The following is a 15,513-nucleotide window of genomic DNA, read 5'->3' as shown; positions in this document are numbered from 1 at the left end:
GGGAATGGATGTGATCCATTCCCCCGTTTTCTTAGAGCCTGTTTACGATCTCGCGAGCTAGAGATAAACGGCGGCGAAAACGACCGAGGGCCGGTCGGAGTCGCGCTCGACTTTACGCGTTGTAAATAGCAGTCCGAGGTTGTTTTCAACGCCGTTTAGCCGACGCGCAGCAGATTGTAAACAGTCTCTTAGGGCCTGCGCCCGGCCTCAGGTCTTGAAGCGCCTCACCAGCTGATTCAGCTCTTCGGAGAGCGCCGTCAGCGTTCGCGCATCACGACTGGTGGAGTCGGCCAAGTCGGCGACCTGTTGCGAGTCGCTGTGGATCTGGCTGATGTGGCGGTTGATGTCCTCCGCGACCTGGTGCTGCTCCTCGGCTGCCGTGGCGATCTGCGTATTCATGTCACGGATGTTGTCCACCGCCTCGCGAATACGTTCGAAACTGGAACGCGCCTCGCCAATCGAATTCACCGTCTGCCGCGACACATCGAGGCTCGCGTGCATCTGCCGCGCGGTGTCCTGTGTGCGCCGCGCCAGGTTGCCGAGCAGACCGTCGATCTCACCGGTGGCATCGGCGGTGCGCTTGGCCAGCGCACGCACCTCATCGGCCACCACGGCAAAGCCGCGGCCCTGCTCACCGGCTCGCGCCGCCTCGATGGCCGCGTTCAACGCCAGCAGGTTGGTCTGCTCGGCAATCGCGCGAATGGTGCCGAGGATCGACTGGATCGAATCACTGTCCTGCTGCAGTTGCTGCATCGACTGCACCGACAACTGCATCTCCTCGCTCAGGCGCGTCACGCTGCTGGCCGAGGCCTCGATCTGCTGTTGCCCATCGTGCGCCTGGCGCTGCCCCGCATCCGCCGACCCCGCCGCTTCGGAGCAGGCTCGCGCTACTTCGTTGGCGGTCATCACCATCTCGTGGAAGGCGGTGGAGACCATGTCCACCGCCTCGCGCTGACGCGCCGCCACATCCGCCAGTTCCTGCGCCACCTCGTTGGAGCTGCTGGAGCTGCTGTGAATGCGTCCGGCCGCCTGGCCGATGCTGAGGATCATGTCGCGGATCGACGCCAGGAACCGGTTGAACCAGCCGGCCAGTTGCGCCGTCTCGTCACGGCCACGTACGGCCAGGCTGTTGGTCAGGTCGCCCTCACCCTGGGCGATGCCTTCCAGGCCGCTGGCCACCGCGCTGATCGGCCGCACGATCATGCTGGCGAATACCGCGCCCAACACGGCGAAGGCCAGCGCCACCAGGGCAGCGATGGCGATGATCAGCCAGGTCATCTGGGTCGCGCTGGCCATCACCTCACTCTTCTTGATCAGGCCGATGAACTGCCAGCCCAGTTGCTCGGAGGAGTAGACATTGGCCATGTATGGCTCACCGTCGATGGCTAGCTCCACCAGGCCACCGCGGGCAGCAGCCAGTTCGGCGTAAGCGCTGCCGAGATCCTTGAGCGCCTTGAAGTTGTGCTCCGGCTGGCTCGGGTCGACCAGCACCGTGCCGTTGCGCTCCATCAGCATCAGGTAGCCGCTGTCACCGAGTTTGATCTGCTTGACGATATCGGTGAGCTGGCGCAACGAGACGTCGATGTTGACCACCCCGCCCTGCTGCCCGAGGCGATTAGCCAGGCTGCGCACGGTACTCACCAGCACCACGTCGTCGGCCGCCCAGTAATAGGCCTCGGTGCGCAGCGTCCTGTTCGGCTCGGCCAGCGCCCGCTGGTACCAAGGGCGCGTGCGCGGATCGTAGTTGCTCAGGCTCGGATCGCCCGGCCAGAACACATAACCACCCTCACTCGTCCCCAGCGACACGTAGGCATAGGCCGGATGGCTGGCAGCCAGCCCGGCGAACAGCTCGAACAGCGCGCGATCCTGCTCACCCTCGGGTTGGGCGGCCGCTTCAGCGTTGATGAAGCGCTTGAGACTCGCATCCGTGGCGGCGACCTGTGGGTGCGCAGCCAGGTAATCGACGTTCTGGCTGATGCCGTCGAAGAACAGGCGCATGGCGTTCTCCACCTGACGGATCTCGCGGCCGCTGCTGTCGATGAAATCCTCCCTGGCCGAATCACGCAGGTTCAGCACCACCAGAACCGCGACCAGAATGACGGGAAGGCTGGCGATGAGCGCGAAGATCATGACCAGTTTGTGCTTGATACTCATGGACGGCCCTTGTTGTTTTGGGAATAGTCGAATGGCAGGTCTTGCAGACATTCCATATTATGGTATACCAATATATAGCGATCCGTGCCGCCTTGCATAGCGCCGAACCCGATAGCGGCATCTCCCCAGCAGAAGCGCAGTGCACGCTTCGCCGCAGCAGGTCGAAAACGACCCAACAGACTTGAGGACACCAGCATGAAATTCTCTTTGTTCGTTCACATGGAGCGCTATGACGAGCAGGTCGGCCATCGCCAGCTTTTCGAAGAACTGACCGAACTGACACTGATGGCCGAAGCCGGCGGTTTCTCTACCGTATGGATCGGTGAACACCACGCGATGGAATACACCATCTCGCCCAGCCCCATGCCGCTGCTGGCCTACCTGGCTGCCCGCACCAGCACCATCCATCTTGGCGCCGGTACCATCATCGCGCCGTTCTGGCACCCGATCCGCGTTGCCGGTGAATGCGCCCTGCTCGACGTGATCAGCAACGGTCGCATGGAAGTCGGCCTGGCCCGTGGCGCCTACCAGTACGAATTCGACCGCATGGCCGGCGGCATGCCGGCTGGCGATGGCGGCAAATACCTGCGCGAGATGGTTCCGGTGGTCAAAGCCCTGTGGCGGGGCGATATCGCTCATGAAGGTGAGATCTGGAAATTCCCCACCTCCACCTCCTCGCCTCGCCCACTGCAGCAACCGACTCCGCCGATGTGGATCGCAGCACGCGACCCCGACTCGCACAACTTCGCTGTCGCCAACGGCTGCAACGTCATGGTCACGCCGCTGATGAAAGGCGACGAAGAAGTGGTGGACCTTAAGAACAAGTTCGAAAACGCCCTGGCCAACAACCCGGATGTGCCACGCCCACAACTGATGGTGCTACGCCACACCCACGTGCACACGGTGGACGACCCGGACGGCTGGAAGGTCGGAGCCGAAGCCATCTCGCGCTTCTACCGCACCTTCGACGCCTGGTTCGGCAACAAGCAGACGCCAGTCAACGGCTTGCTACCGCCGAGCCCGAAAGAGAAATTCAAGGAGCGTCCGGAGTTCGAACTGGAGAACATCCGCAAGAACACCATGATCGGCACCCCGGAAGAAATCATCGCGCGCATCCGTCACTACCAGGAACTGGGCGTCGACGAGTTCAGCTTCTGGGCCGACAACAGCCTGCCCTACGCCGAGAAGAAGAAGTCGCTGGAACTGTTCATCGAGCACGTGGTGCCGGCGTTCCGCTGATCACCTTCACGCGCAACATCGACGCCCGCCACGGTTAATGCCTGGCGGGCGCCGTGCATTCATGGCAACGATTAAGGTCGCTGCCGATTGCATCGTCCCAGTCAGGTATCGGACTTCGACCAGGTCTGCTTGAGCGACGCCGTTCTGTTGGGCTTGAGCGCCAGCCTCGCTGCCGCCACGGCGTTGTCCAGCGAAGAGCGCAGCAGTTTGCCCGTGCTGGGGCGCTCCGGCCTGGCTCGGGCGGCACGCTCCTGCGCATCCATTTCGGGCAGGATGCGTGGGAACGCAGCCCCCTGCAGCGCACCACCCGGTACTGATGAGTGCTCGAAGTGGATCGGCATGCGCTTGGCCGACGGCGCGTAGACCACATCGTCACCGACCCAGCGCAGAGCCAGGGCGCGACGACGTCGCGTGCGTGACTGGTTGCCGTATGAGCCGTGCAGGGTCAGCGGGTGGAACATCAGGATATCGCCTGGCTCCATGTCCCAGTCGAGCAACTCGTAACGCTCGGGATGAGCGTTGATATCGGGGATGTCATCCATCTGCTCGTCGATGATCGCCGCCACATAATCCGGCGAGATGGCCTTGAAACGCTGCGGCCACTTGTGCGAGCCCCTCACGTACAGCAGCCCGCTGTTCTCGCGATTGACCGGATCGCAGGGAATCCAGAACGAGCAGACCTGCTCGCCACGGATGGGCCAGAAACTCAGATCCTGGTGCCAGGGCGTTGGCGCATCGGTTCCCGGTTCCTTGACGAACATCTGGTCGTAGAAGAAGCGCACCTCCTGCGCCCCCATCAATTGCTGGGCCCAACGCGCGAAAGGCCCGTAGTAGATCAGGTCACGCAGGGCATCAATGCGCTTCCACAGAAAGATGTCCATCTGGTAGCCCTCGACCTTGCGTGACATGAAGCGCCCCACCAGCGAGGCATCGCCTCTCGCCGTCTCGATACCACTCTCCACCAGGGCCATCCAGTTGCGATCGATGGCGCCCTTGATCATGACGACGCCGTCCTCTCGGTAACGCTGAATTTCCTCGGTGCTCAGGACGCGAGTGGGATATGCAGGGAAAGACATGGGTGAACTCCTTCGGCACGGCGTGCGCGTTTTTTGTTGTAGGCCGTTTTTAACTCACAACTCAATATTGAGCAATTATTCATTTTTGAATAATCTTCCATAAAACCCATGAGCCATTACAAGGGCCCGCCATGCACAACAACAAGAAATCGCTGCCTGACACCACCGATGTACTGATCATCGGCACCGGCCCGGTCGGCGCCTCACTGGCCGCCCTGCTCGGTCGCTACGGTGTCCAGACCCTGGTCGTCGACAAGATCCACGACATCCTGCTGATGCCGCGCGCCATTGCGCTGGACAATGAGGCACTGCGCATCCTGCAGTTGGCGGGACTGGCCGAAGATGCCTTCGACAAAATCGTGATCCCCGAGGTGCGCATGCACTGCCCGATGGTTGGCCAGTTCGGTCGTGCCAACACCAGCGGCAGCCTGGACGGGCATCCCAAGCTGGTGACCTTCTACCAGCCGGATCTGGAGCGCTCGATGCGTGCGCAATACCAGCGCTTCGACAACGTCACCAGCCTCGGTGGACTGGAACTGGAAGACCTGCGCCAGGGCAACGATGGCGTCACGGCCACGCTGCGCGCCGAGGATGGTAGCCGGCATCAGGTACGTGCGCGCTACCTGGTGGGTGCCGATGGCGCCAGCTCGAAGGTGCGCGGCCTGATCGGGCAGGATTTCGAGGGCCAGAGCTATACCGAGGACTGGCTGATCGTCGATGCCTGCCAACGCGAAGGCAAGGCCATCGACCATGTGGAGTTCCTCTGCGATCACCGTCGACCGACGCCGCACATGCCGGCACCGGGCGGCCGCGAACGCTGGGAGTTCATGCTGCGCGCAGGCGAGACGCGCGAACAGATGGAACATGCCGACAAGATTGGCACGCTCCTCGAACGCTGGATCGCGCCCAGCGAGTTGCACATCGAGCGCAAGGCCGTGTATCGCTTCCACGCGCGCTGCTGCAAACGCTTCCAGCAGGGCCGGGTATTTCTCATCGGCGACGCCGCCCACATCACTCCGCCCTTCGTCGGCCAGGGGCTGGTCGCTGGGCTGCGCGACGCCGCCAACCTGGCCTGGAAACTGAGCTGGGTGCTGCAAGGTCGAGCGAGCCCAGGCATCCTCGACAGCTATGACGAGGAGCGCCGTCCCCATGCCCAGCAAATGATCGACCTGGCCAAGTTCATGGGTCGGTTGATCATGCCGAGGAACGTCCTGCTTGCAGCACTCGGCCACGGCCTGATGCGCATCATTGGCCTGATCCCACCCGCGCGCCGTCACTTCGAGGAACTGGAGATCAAGCCGAAGAACGTTTTCCGGCATGGCCTGTTCGTGCGCAGAACCCGCCGCTGCGGCGTGCTACGTGGTGGCCTACTGCCCCAGGGGCTGGTGCGTACCGACGACGGGCGCATCCTGCCCAGTGACGACGTGCTGGGCGACGGCCTGACCCTGGTCGGACTGGGCGTCGACCCCGGCGCGGGGCTGCCGGCCAATCTCAAGCACCACTGGGAGCAGGCAGGTGGCCGTTACCTGCAGGTTGGCCTGCATGGTCAGCGCAGCAAAGGATCGAGCCCTTTCGTCGAAGACCTCGGACAGAGCCTGATGGGAGCTGCCGCAGCAGGCTCGCTGCTGGTGGTTCGACCGGATCGCATCGTGATGCACGATGGCCCCGCCGAGAATGCCGCCAGGCTCGTCAATGATTGCTTGCAGCTGTTGAGCAAGTAAATGGCTTCAGGGGTATTCGTTCCCTTATCATCAGCCGCTCACTCTGCGGAATCCGAGCATGAGCCGAGCCGATACCCCCAGCAGCACACCCGTAGCCCCGCCCAGCCGCGGGCATAAGAAGCGTGAGCGCACCCGCCGCGGCCTGATCGATGCGGCACTGCGACTGTTCGCCCGCAAAGAGGTGGGTGAAGTGGCATTGCTCGACGTGGCAGCTGAGGCCGAGGTCGCCAGCGGCACCATCTACAACTACTTCCGCTCTCGCGAGGAAGTGGTGGAAGCCGTTGGCCTGAGCCTGGCCGACGACTTTTCCGAAGTGATCGCCGCCCGCAGCGTAGGTATTGGAAGCGGCGCACAGCGCTTGGCCGTGGGCGTCCGCCTGTTCATCCTGCGTGCGCTCGCCGACCCGCAATGGGCCAGCGCGGTGTTTCGTGTGGTGCACTTCGATCAGGCCATGCGCTCGAAGATCGCCGGCTATGTGCTGGCTGACCTGCGCGCCGGCGCCGAGGAAGGCACGCTCACCTACGAAGACGAAGGCATCGCCCTCGATCTGGTGGTCTCCTGCACCCTGGGTGCGATGCGCAGTGCGGTCGAGGGACGCAGCACAACGGAACATGATGCGCGGGTCGCGGAAATGATCCTCAAGGCCCTGGGCGCCACACCGGCCAGAGCCCGCAAGCTGGCTCGCCAGGCCCTGCCGGACTAACGCATGCTCGCCAGCCAGCGCCGATAGCGGCGCGCCTGCTGCCGCAACGTCAACTGACTGCCGATCAATGCCAACAAGGGCGATACATTGGGGTTGGTAGGACGGTTCTTGCTCAACAGCACCAGTTGCTTCTTGACTACCGCCTGGGTCGCAGCAGCAGCTAAGGCCTTGTTCTTCCAGTTCACCACCACGGGCTGTACTGCGGCATCCTCGCCGGCTCGCCAGCGCCCAGGCAACTTCGGCTCGATTGCCAATGCAGTGGCCATACCGACCATCGCCACGCGCCCCTGCAGAACGCGCTCGGCCACCGCCATGCGACGTACGCCCCCCGTAACCATGACCGGCATGCTGGCCACTTCGCTGATACGCTCGGCAAACTCGAGAAAATAGGCTTCGCGCGCCAATGTGCTGCCATCACGAGTCTGCCCCTGCATCGCCGGGCTCTCGTAGCTACCGCCGGAAAGCTCGAGCAGATCCACGCCTTTCTGGTTGAGCAACTGCACCACGGCAGCCGCATCCTCGACATCGAAACCACCACGCTGGAAGTCGGCCGAATTAAGTTTCACCCCCACACAAAATGCGGGAGCGACCCGTGCCCGCACTGCCTCCACGGTACGCAACAGAATGCGTGCGCGATTCTCCAGGCTACCGCCCCACTGATCCTCTCGACGATTGCTCAGTGGCGAGAGGAACTGACTGAACAGATAGCCATGGGCGGCGTGGATCTGCACCCCAGTAAAACCTGCACGCTCGGCCAGCATGGCAGTGGTGAGATAACGACCGATCAGCGCCTCGATTTGCACCTCGGACAAGGCGCTAGGCTGGGCGAAGAGCTTTTCCAGGCCGGGAATATTGACCGGTACAGCCGATGGCCCCAACGCGGGCTGACCAAGCACAGCCATCAATTGCCGACCAGGATGGTTGATCTGCAGCCAGGCCTGCGCCCCTTGACTGCGGCAAGCCTGCGACCAGTCGCGAAACCGCGCCAGATGCTGATCGTTTTCCAGCACCACGCCGCCCGGGCCGGTCAGCGCATGACGATCGACCATCACGTTGCCGGTGATGATCAAACCGGCACCGCCCTGCGCCCAGCTACGGTAAAGCTGGATAAGTTCCGGGCTCGGCGCATGCTCGGCACCTGCCAGGTTTTCCTCCATGGCCGCCTTGGCGATTCGATTAGGGATGACTTGACCATTCGGTAAACGCAACGGCAGGAACAACTTGCTCATGAGTTCAGTCCTTCAATCGCTGCGCCAACGCAGCCAGTGGTTGAGTGGCAGTTCGTCCCAGCCAGTGCAAGGTGGATTCGGATTCGTGGCTAGGCACCGTCGCCACACTCTCGCCAGGCGCAGCGAAGCGTGGGAACAGGCTCAGGCCATGGTGGCGCGCAATACCGGCAAGCTGCGCTGTCGACCACAGCGTAGAGGCGCCGAGCTCAGCGATCTGCTGCTCGACCAACTCACTCCGAGCGCTCGGAAAACCACTGCCGAACAGCACCTGACGCGGTTCGATCAGCTCACGCAACACCGCCATGCTGGACGCGGAAGGTGCCAGGGCAGTATCGAAATAGAAGCGCTGCAAGTAGGTCATCACCCCCTGCGGCACCCGCTCCTGAAACTCGGGAATGGCGTTGGCCAACGATACGCGCCACGCCGCGTAGGGCAGGAAACCACCTGCATTGGCGAGTATCCAGCGAATCCGTGGGTAGCGCTCCATCGTGCCGGAGAGGATCAGATTCACAGCTGCACGCGTGGTGTCACAAACCAACTCCAGGAGGAAACCAGGTGCCTCCAGCTCAAGATCCTGACTGCGAGGATGCAAGTTGGGCTGGACGAAAACTGTCGCATCACGACGATCCAGCTCGGCCATCAACTCGTCGAAACGCGGATCACCGAGGAATACCCCGGCGTTGCTGGCAAGCAGCATCACACCATCGGCCTTGAGCACATCCAGGGCATGAATCGCTTCGGCGCAGGCCTCGGCAGTGGCCGGCAATGGCACAGTGGCAAAGCTGCCAAAGCGGCGGGGATAACGCTGAACCAGATCGGCAGCATATTCGTTGCACCGGCGCGCCAACTCGACGGCGACATGAGCATCGCCGATATCCACACCCGGAGCCGGTAAAGAGAGGATCGCCGCCTGTATTCCCTGGGTATCGAGCAAATCCAGTGATTGCTCCACCGTCCACTCAGGCAACGCCAGACCGGCGAAATCACCAACACCCGCACGCTGCAGCGCTGCACGGTAAAAAGGAGGCAGTAGGTGGTGATGCACATCCATGCGCCCCTGCGCCGAACCTTGCTGAACGAGTTCAGGCCAGTTCTCGGGCTCACCTTCGGTGGACTGAGCCACATTCATGTGGACAGGCAAGCCCTCGACCAGCAAAGAAGCACCCGCCAGCGCACCAGCGCCGACGACGAAATGACGACGTTTCATGATCAACCTCAGCGACTGCGCACACGTTCCACGAAGGCGCCGACCGGACGGGACAGACTGCGCTTCATGCGATTGGAAAAGGACTCACCGCTGTAGATCGGCGCAGGATCGATTCTCTCCTGCGCCTGGCGGTACTGCGGGAAAAGGCTCAGTGCATGTCCGCGATGAATGCCATACAACTGCTCCGCGGACCACAACGGGTTCTCCTCCAGTGTCTGGCATTGCAAAGTGGTCAGCGGCGCAGGGGCGAAGGGGAAATCACTGCCGAACAGGATGTGCGAGGGATCGACCAGCGCCTTGAGCGCCGCCATCGAATAACGTGAAGGTGATAGCGCGGTGTCGAAGTAGAAACGCTGGATGTAATGCATCACCCCCTGCGGCACCTTGTCCTGGAATTGCGGCATGGCATTGGCCTGCGACACGCGCCACGCCACAAAAGGCAAAAAGCCCCCGCCATGAGCGAGGATCCAGCGAATGCGCGGATAGCGTTCAAGCGTCCCGGTGAGGATCAGATTGACCGCCGCACGCGTCGTATCGCAGAGGAACTCGACGAGAAAGCCCGGCGCCTGCATGCCCAACTGCTCGCTACTCTGGTGCAGGTTGGGGTGGACGAAGACCACGGCCTCGCGGCGATCCAGCTCGGCCATCAGCTCGTCGAAACGCGGGTCGCCGAGAAAGACCCCATCGCTACTGCCGAACATCACCAGGCCATCGGCCTTGAGCACATCCAGCGCGTGGATCGCTTCGGCGCAGCTGGCTTCGGTGAACGGCAGTGGCAACAGGGCAAAGCTGCCGAAGCGCTCGGGATGTCGGCTGCACAGTTCGGCAGCGTACTCATTGCAGGCGCGCGCCAGACTGCTGGCCTGCGCCACCCCACCACCAAGATGGGCACCGGGCGTGGTCAGGGAGGTGATCGCACGCTGGATGCCGTTGACATCCATGACCTGCAGGGACTTTTCCGGCGACCAGTTGGGCAACGGCGCCCCCGCATGCAGTTGCAGGCCATGACGGTGGATGGCCTCGGCATAGACCGGCGGGATGATGTGGTGGTGAACGTCGATACGGCCTTGCTGGATGCTCATTGTTGTTGTGCCTTGTGATCCGGGGCAGGACACCCCAGAACAATATTGAACATCAGCGTTCAATAAAATCAAGACTTCAATATTCGAAATATCCCACCTTGAAAATGCCATGCGCGGCTAATTTCGGGGTTTAAAGCCTTAAGAACTTCATCACCTGGGCAGCATGGCGACCTCATGACGAATATCCTGTTGACTGAAAATGAACACGAGTGTTCAATTGCGACATGTCAGATTGTGGAGCTCATTCCGTGGAAGCCCTGAACCCTGTGCAACGTCGCATCCACCAGGCTGCGCTGCGACTCTTCGCCGAGAAAGGCGTCAGCCAAGTCAATATCAGTGACCTGGCGCAAGAGGCCGGCGTGGCAAGAGGCACCATCTACAACAACGTCGAAAGCATCGAACAGTTGTTCCAACAGGTGGCCAGCCAACTCAGCAAGGAAATGCATGAACGCGTTGGCATGAGCTTCGCCGAGATTGCAGATCCGGCACAGCGCCTGGCCAACGGCATCCGTTTCTTCATCCGCCGCACCCATGAAGAGCCGCAATGGGGCATCTTCCTCAGTCGCTTTGCCATGAGCGATTCATCGCTGCGTGAGATGTTCTACAGCCAGGCCACTGTCGACCTGATGAACGGCCTTCAGACCGGGCGCTACCAGTTCCGCCAGGAGCAGATGGTCAGCGTGATCTCGCTGATTGCAGGCTCCACCCTGGCGGCCATGTTTCTGGTGATAGAGGGACTCAAGACCTGGCGCGAAGCGGGAAGCGATACCGCAGAACTGATCCTGCGTTCGCTGGGACTGAGCGCCGAGCAAGCCCGTAGCCTGGCGACAAGCGAGTTACCGCCACTGCCACCGCTGAACTGATCCATCACACCCAAACAACGTCCCTGCCAATCAGGGGCGCAGGCCCGGTCTTGCCTGAAAAAAGCCACGGAGAGCGCGACAATGACGCAACGCCCAGCTCCTCAGCTCGCCACGGCCCAGCCGAGGCGAAATCCCAAGCCCACAGTGAAGGCACAAGCACTCGCTCATCTGATTTTCGAACGCCCGGATCTGGACAAGGCTGAGCGTTTTCTGAGCGATTTCGGCCTGTTACTCGCCCGTCGCGACACTGACTGCCTGTACCTGCGCGGTACTGGCAGCGCGCCTTACTGCTACCGGGTAATGCGGGCGGACAAGCCGCGCTTCGTCGGTTTTGGCCTGACGCTGGCCAGTCGCAAGGATCTGCTAAGCCTGGCCAAACTCCCCAACGCGTCGCCCATCGAAACGTTGAGCACACCTGGCGGCGGTGAGTGCGTGCGCCTGACCGATCCATCGGGTTTTCTGGTCGAGGCGGTTTATGGCCAGCAGGCCACTGCTGCCCTTCCCCATCGTGCGCCTTTGCCCATGAACCTGGCCAACGACCTGCCCAGGATCAATGCGACCCAGCGCCCGCCAGTGCAGCCGCCGGAGATCATCAAACTCGGCCATGTGGTACTGGAAGTCGCCGACTACCAGGCAACATGCGCCTGGTACACCAGCCATTTCGGTTTTATTCCCAGCGATGTGCAGGTACTGCCCGATGGCTCGCCTGCGGTGGCGTTCATGCGTCTGGATCTGGGCGACACACCGGCTGACCACCACACCCTTGCCATCGCTCAGGGGTTCATGGCGACCTACAGCCACAGCGCCTATGAAGTGGTCGATGCCGACGCCGTCGGCATGGGTCAGCGCGTCCTGCGTCAGAACGGCTGGCAGCATGCCTGGGGCATCGGCCGGCACATCCTCGGCAGCCAGATCTTCGACTACTGGCAGGATCCCTGGGGCGACAAACACGAGCACTACTGCGACGGCGATCTGTTTACCGCCGATCTTCCCACCGGAATCCATGAAGTCAGCCCGGAGGCGATGTCGCAATGGGGCCAACGTATGCCCAAGAGCTTCACCAAACCCCGCCTGACGCCGAGCACTATCAAGGCGTTGCTACGCAACCTGCGCCGTAGTCCGGATCTGACCTTGCGCAAGCTGATCGTGCTGGCGCGGATGTTCGGCTAGGGCTGCCCCATGTCCGCCTGCAAGCGCCGCACGCTACTCAAGGCCAGCCTTGCGCTGGCCAGTGGAGCCTTGCTGCCGTACGCGGCAAGCGCCAGGGAAGAAGAACAAAAAACCATTGCCTCCGTGCAACCAACTGCGTCACCGGGAGTCGCCACCATGCCTGTTCATGTAGTCCATTTCGAGCACCAGAACCAAGCCCAGTGGGGCGTGATACGCCAGGGAAGGATCTCGCGTATTCCCGGCCATTACACCAGCACGGGCGATTTGATCCGCAATACCCATATCGCCGAACTGGCCGAATTGCGGGGCGATGAGCTGGCACTGGGTGACGTCAAACTGCTCTCTCCAGTTACCCGCGATCAACAGTTCGTCTGCCAGGGCGCCAACTACCGTCAGCACATGATCGAGTCGGGCATGGATCCCGACGTGAAGAACTTCAACATGATCTTCACCAAGGCGACCAGCTGTATCGTCGCGGCGGACAGCGAGCTGATCAAACCTCGCGAGGTGCGCTTCCTCGACTACGAGATCGAGCTCGGTCTGATTCTCAAACGTGAAATCAGCGGCAAGCAGGTAGTCACCGACGCCACCCTGCACGAGTTCATCGCTGGCGTGGTGATCGTCAACGACTACTCGGCACGCGATATCCAGATTCCGCAGATGCAATTCTACAAAGGCAAGAGCTATCGCACCTTCGGCCCTGTTGGCCCGTACCTGTGCCTGCTGGACGCCAAGGACATGCACTACCTGAAGAAACTTCAGCTGCGCCTGACGGTAAATGGCCAGGTACGCCAGCAGGACAGTACCGCCAACCTGGTCTACGGCCCTGCGGAAACCCTCAGTGAGCTGTCCGGCGTGCAGGACTTCGCCGCCGGCGACCTGATTGCCACAGGCACTCCGGCCGGCTGCGCCCTGAGCATTCCATCCCCCATGAAACAGCGCATCGGCGCCCTGTTGCCGGAGGCCGTGAAGTGGAAAGCGTTCCTGAAGGCTCAGGAGGGTCGTAGCGCGTACTACTTGAAAAAAGGTGATGTCGTCGAGGCCAGCGTCCGCAGCGATGATGGTCTGATCGATCTGGGGGTGCAACGCAACGCCGTGGTGGAGCAAGCCTGATGGCCGTCAGTTCCTATTTCGACATCCGCACCCTCGAACAGACACCCCTGAGTGAGCGTGATCTCCCAGCCAATACCTACGCGGCGTTGCAGCGCTGCGCAACGGCGCATGCCCACGCGCCGGCACTGAGCTTCATGCTCGATGCCAAACACTTCCAGCGCACTCATGACTGGAACTACGCGGAACTGTTCGCCGATATAACCAAGGCCGCCAATGCGTTCCACGAACTGGGCATCGGCCCCAATGACGTGGTCGCCTTCCTGCTGCCCAATCTGCCAGAGACTCATTTCACCATCTGGGGAGGCGAAGCGGCCGGCATCGTCATGGCGATCAACCCCTTGCTCGAGGCAGCGCAAATCGCCGAGCTGTTACGCGCCGCCAAGGCCAAGCTGGTGGTGACCCTGGCGCCCACGCCCGGCAGCGATCTGTGGCCGAAGCTGGCCAGCCAACTCGCCAACCTGCCCAGCGTGCGCGACATCGTCTGGGTGAGCATGCGTCCCTACGTCAGCACACTGCCAGGACTCGCGCTAGGCTGGATGGCGCTGCGCGAAAAAGCCCGCCAGCGCGGCCTGCGCATCCATGATCTGCGCGCCCTGATGCGCCAGCAACCGGGCGATCAACTCAAGAGCGGACGGCAGATACGCCCGGACGATCCCTCCTCCTACTTCTGCACCGGCGGCACCACCGGCCTGCCGAAAATCGCCGTGCGCACCCACCGCTCGGAAGTATTCAATGCCTGGGCCATGGCCGCCAACATGCAGCCACGCCAGGCCAGCCAGGTGATCTTCTGCGGCCTGCCACTGTTTCACGTCAATGGCCAACTGGTCACCGGCCTGATGCCCTGGATGCATGGTGACAAGGTGGTCATCGGCACGCCGCAGGGTTATCGCGGTGCCGGCGTGGTCGCCAACTTCTGGGCCATGGTCGAGCATTTCCGCATCAACTTCTTCTCGGGCGTACCGACGGTCTACTCGTCGCTGCTGCAGCAGCCGACCGAGGGGTTCGACATCAGCAGCCTGCAGTACGCCCTGTGCGGTGCCGCACCCATGCCGGTCGAGCTGTTCCGCGAGTTCGAGCAGCGCGTGGGCGTACGCATCCTGGAGGGCTACGGCCTGACCGAGGGCGCCTGCGTCTCGTCCGTCAATCCACCGGACGGCGAGCGCAAGATAGGTTCCATCGGTCTGCGCCTGGCCTATCAGGACATGCGTGCGGTGATCCTCGACGACAACGGCGGCTACCTGCGTGATGCAGCGTCCGACGAGGTCGGCGTGATCGCCATCCACGGCCCCAACGTCTTCGCCGGCTACCTCGAAACGCTGCACAACAAAGGCGTGTGGATCGACATCAACGGCCAGCGCTGGCTCAACACTGGTGATCTCGGGCGCCAGGACACTCAGGGCTATTTCTGGCTGACCGGGCGCAAGAAGGAACTGATCATCCGCGGCGGGCACAACATCGATCCCAAGCAGATCGAGGAAGCCCTGCAGGCTCACCCGGCAGTGGCCCTGGTCGCGGCAGTCGGCTGCCCCGACGCACATGCCGGCGAGGTACCGGTGGCCTATGTCCAGCTCACGGCCGGGCAGAAGATCGAGCGCGGCGAGCTAATGGATTTCGCCTCCCGCCATATCAGCGAGCGAGCGGCCGTGCCCAAACGCATCGAAATCCTCGAGGCCCTGCCGGTCACGGCAGTGGGCAAGATCTTCAAGCCGGCCCTGCAACAGCGTGAGATCGCGCGCGTGGTGCAACAGGAAGCCGCCGAGCTGGGCCTGAAGGATCTCGCCGTCGACGTCGTGCAGGACGCCCGCCGTGGCCTGGTGGCGCAAATCTCCGCCGACCGATGTCGCGATGAACTCACCCAAGCGCTGGGGCGCTACAGCTTCCAGATCGACTGGGTCAGCTGAAACCAGCTACTAGCCACCCCCTCGACAATCGCCAAACCACCATGCCCGGCCGGTA

11 protein-coding genes and 2 pseudogenes are annotated in these 15,513 nt (G+C 62.3%); 7 read left to right on the top strand and 6 right to left on the bottom strand.

Translation table 11 applies throughout. From position 1 onward, the window contains the following. Nucleotides 1–207: 207 nt before the first annotated feature. Nucleotides 208–744, bottom strand: a pseudogene (locus tag HS968_RS26705) (methyl-accepting chemotaxis protein); the annotation flags it as partial. A 366-nt stretch (nucleotides 745–1,110) separates the two neighbouring features. Continuing rightward, nucleotides 1,111–1,998 (bottom strand): annotated as a pseudogene (locus HS968_RS26700) (cache domain-containing protein); the annotation flags it as partial. 351 nt (nucleotides 1,999–2,349) lie between these two features. Between HS968_RS26700 and HS968_RS11900 the strand changes: the two are divergent. Continuing rightward, nucleotides 2,350–3,393, top strand: a complete 1,044-nt coding sequence (locus HS968_RS11900; protein WP_182371398.1) for an LLM class flavin-dependent oxidoreductase — start codon at nucleotides 2,350–2,352, stop codon at nucleotides 3,391–3,393. A 101-nt stretch (nucleotides 3,394–3,494) separates the two neighbouring features. On the opposite strand, the gene HS968_RS11895 is transcribed toward HS968_RS11900, so the two are convergent. Beyond that, nucleotides 3,495–4,469, bottom strand: coding sequence for a phytanoyl-CoA dioxygenase family protein (locus tag HS968_RS11895; protein ID WP_182371397.1), 975 nt, complete (start codon nucleotides 4,467–4,469; stop codon nucleotides 3,495–3,497). Nucleotides 4,470–4,600: 131 nt separating this feature from the next. On the opposite strand from HS968_RS11895, the gene mhpA reads away from it, so the two are divergent. Continuing rightward, nucleotides 4,601–6,190: a bifunctional 3-(3-hydroxy-phenyl)propionate/3-hydroxycinnamic acid hydroxylase MhpA gene (mhpA, locus tag HS968_RS11890; RefSeq protein ID WP_182371396.1), complete on the top strand. Its 1,590-nt coding sequence runs from the start codon at nucleotides 4,601–4,603 to the stop codon at nucleotides 6,188–6,190. A gap of 58 nt (nucleotides 6,191–6,248) precedes the next feature. After that, entirely contained in the window at nucleotides 6,249–6,893 is a 645-nt protein-coding gene (locus tag HS968_RS11885) for a TetR/AcrR family transcriptional regulator (protein WP_179621690.1), read from the top strand. On the opposite strand, the gene HS968_RS11880 is transcribed toward HS968_RS11885, so the two are convergent. Genes HS968_RS11880 through HS968_RS11870 form a run of 3 tightly spaced genes read right to left on the bottom strand, consistent with a single transcriptional unit; the run spans nucleotide 6,890 to nucleotide 10,411 of the window. Beyond that, entirely contained in the window at nucleotides 6,890–8,122 is a 1,233-nt protein-coding gene (locus HS968_RS11880) for an NADH:flavin oxidoreductase/NADH oxidase family protein (protein ID WP_182371395.1), read from the bottom strand. The two genes, HS968_RS11885 and HS968_RS11880, sit on opposite strands and share 4 nt — an antisense overlap. Nucleotides 8,123–8,126: 4 nt before the next feature. Next, entirely contained in the window at nucleotides 8,127–9,329 is a 1,203-nt protein-coding gene (locus HS968_RS11875) for an amidohydrolase family protein (protein WP_238338942.1), read from the bottom strand. 8 nt (nucleotides 9,330–9,337) lie between these two features. Beyond that, a complete protein-coding gene (locus tag HS968_RS11870; protein ID WP_182371394.1) occupies nucleotides 9,338–10,411 on the bottom strand; it encodes an amidohydrolase family protein in 1,074 nt (357 codons plus the stop codon). A 248-nt stretch (nucleotides 10,412–10,659) separates the two neighbouring features. Between HS968_RS11870 and HS968_RS11865 the strand changes: the two genes are divergently transcribed. The 4 genes from HS968_RS11865 (at nucleotide 10,660) to HS968_RS11850 (ending at nucleotide 15,458) form a co-directional block, all read left to right on the top strand. Continuing rightward, nucleotides 10,660–11,274 carry a TetR/AcrR family transcriptional regulator gene (locus tag HS968_RS11865; RefSeq protein WP_182371393.1) on the top strand — a complete coding sequence of 205 codons (615 nt, stop codon included), beginning with the start codon at nucleotides 10,660–10,662 and terminating at the stop codon, nucleotides 11,272–11,274. A gap of 81 nt (nucleotides 11,275–11,355) precedes the next feature. Continuing rightward, the gene (locus tag HS968_RS11860) at nucleotides 11,356–12,444 is read left to right on the top strand and encodes a VOC family protein (RefSeq protein WP_182371392.1); all 1,089 of its coding nucleotides are present in this window, start codon (nucleotides 11,356–11,358) and stop codon (nucleotides 12,442–12,444) included. Between the two features lie 156 nt (nucleotides 12,445–12,600). Beyond that, entirely contained in the window at nucleotides 12,601–13,557 is a 957-nt protein-coding gene (locus HS968_RS11855) for a fumarylacetoacetate hydrolase family protein (protein ID WP_182371391.1), read from the top strand. After that, nucleotides 13,557–15,458 (top strand): acyl-CoA synthetase, encoded by a 1,902-nt coding sequence (locus HS968_RS11850; protein ID WP_179621696.1) that lies wholly within the window; start codon nucleotides 13,557–13,559, stop codon nucleotides 15,456–15,458. The genes HS968_RS11855 and HS968_RS11850 overlap by 1 nt, the downstream gene beginning before the upstream one ends. Nucleotides 15,459–15,513 lie beyond the last annotated feature (55 nt).

It is taken from the genome of Pseudomonas berkeleyensis (genome assembly GCF_014109765.1).
Lineage (GTDB): Bacteria > Pseudomonadota > Gammaproteobacteria > Pseudomonadales > Pseudomonadaceae > Aquipseudomonas > Aquipseudomonas berkeleyensis.
Note: the sequence above shows the minus strand (reverse complement) of the source record. Positions and strands in the feature narration are given on the sequence as shown.

What these genes read in the sequence shown, in the direction of transcription:
- HS968_RS11900 (WP_182371398.1), top strand. Translation starts at nt 2,350, where the DNA reads ATGAAATTCTCTTTGTTCGTTCACATGGAGCGCTATGACGAGCAGGTC.
- HS968_RS11895 (WP_182371397.1), bottom strand. Translation starts at nt 4,469, where the DNA reads ATGTCTTTCCCTGCATATCCCACTCGCGTCCTGAGCACCGAGGAAATT.
- mhpA (WP_182371396.1), top strand. Translation starts at nt 4,601, where the DNA reads ATGCACAACAACAAGAAATCGCTGCCTGACACCACCGATGTACTGATC.
- HS968_RS11885 (WP_179621690.1), top strand. Translation starts at nt 6,249, where the DNA reads ATGAGCCGAGCCGATACCCCCAGCAGCACACCCGTAGCCCCGCCCAGC.
- HS968_RS11880 (WP_182371395.1), bottom strand. Translation starts at nt 8,122, where the DNA reads ATGAGCAAGTTGTTCCTGCCGTTGCGTTTACCGAATGGTCAAGTCATC.
- HS968_RS11875 (WP_238338942.1), bottom strand. Translation starts at nt 9,329, where the DNA reads ATGAAACGTCGTCATTTCGTCGTCGGCGCTGGTGCGCTGGCGGGTGCT.
- HS968_RS11870 (WP_182371394.1), bottom strand. Translation starts at nt 10,411, where the DNA reads ATGAGCATCCAGCAAGGCCGTATCGACGTTCACCACCACATCATCCCG.
- HS968_RS11860 (WP_182371392.1), top strand. Translation starts at nt 11,356, where the DNA reads ATGACGCAACGCCCAGCTCCTCAGCTCGCCACGGCCCAGCCGAGGCGA.
- HS968_RS11855 (WP_182371391.1), top strand. Translation starts at nt 12,601, where the DNA reads ATGCCTGTTCATGTAGTCCATTTCGAGCACCAGAACCAAGCCCAGTGG.
- HS968_RS11850 (WP_179621696.1), top strand. Translation starts at nt 13,557, where the DNA reads ATGGCCGTCAGTTCCTATTTCGACATCCGCACCCTCGAACAGACACCC.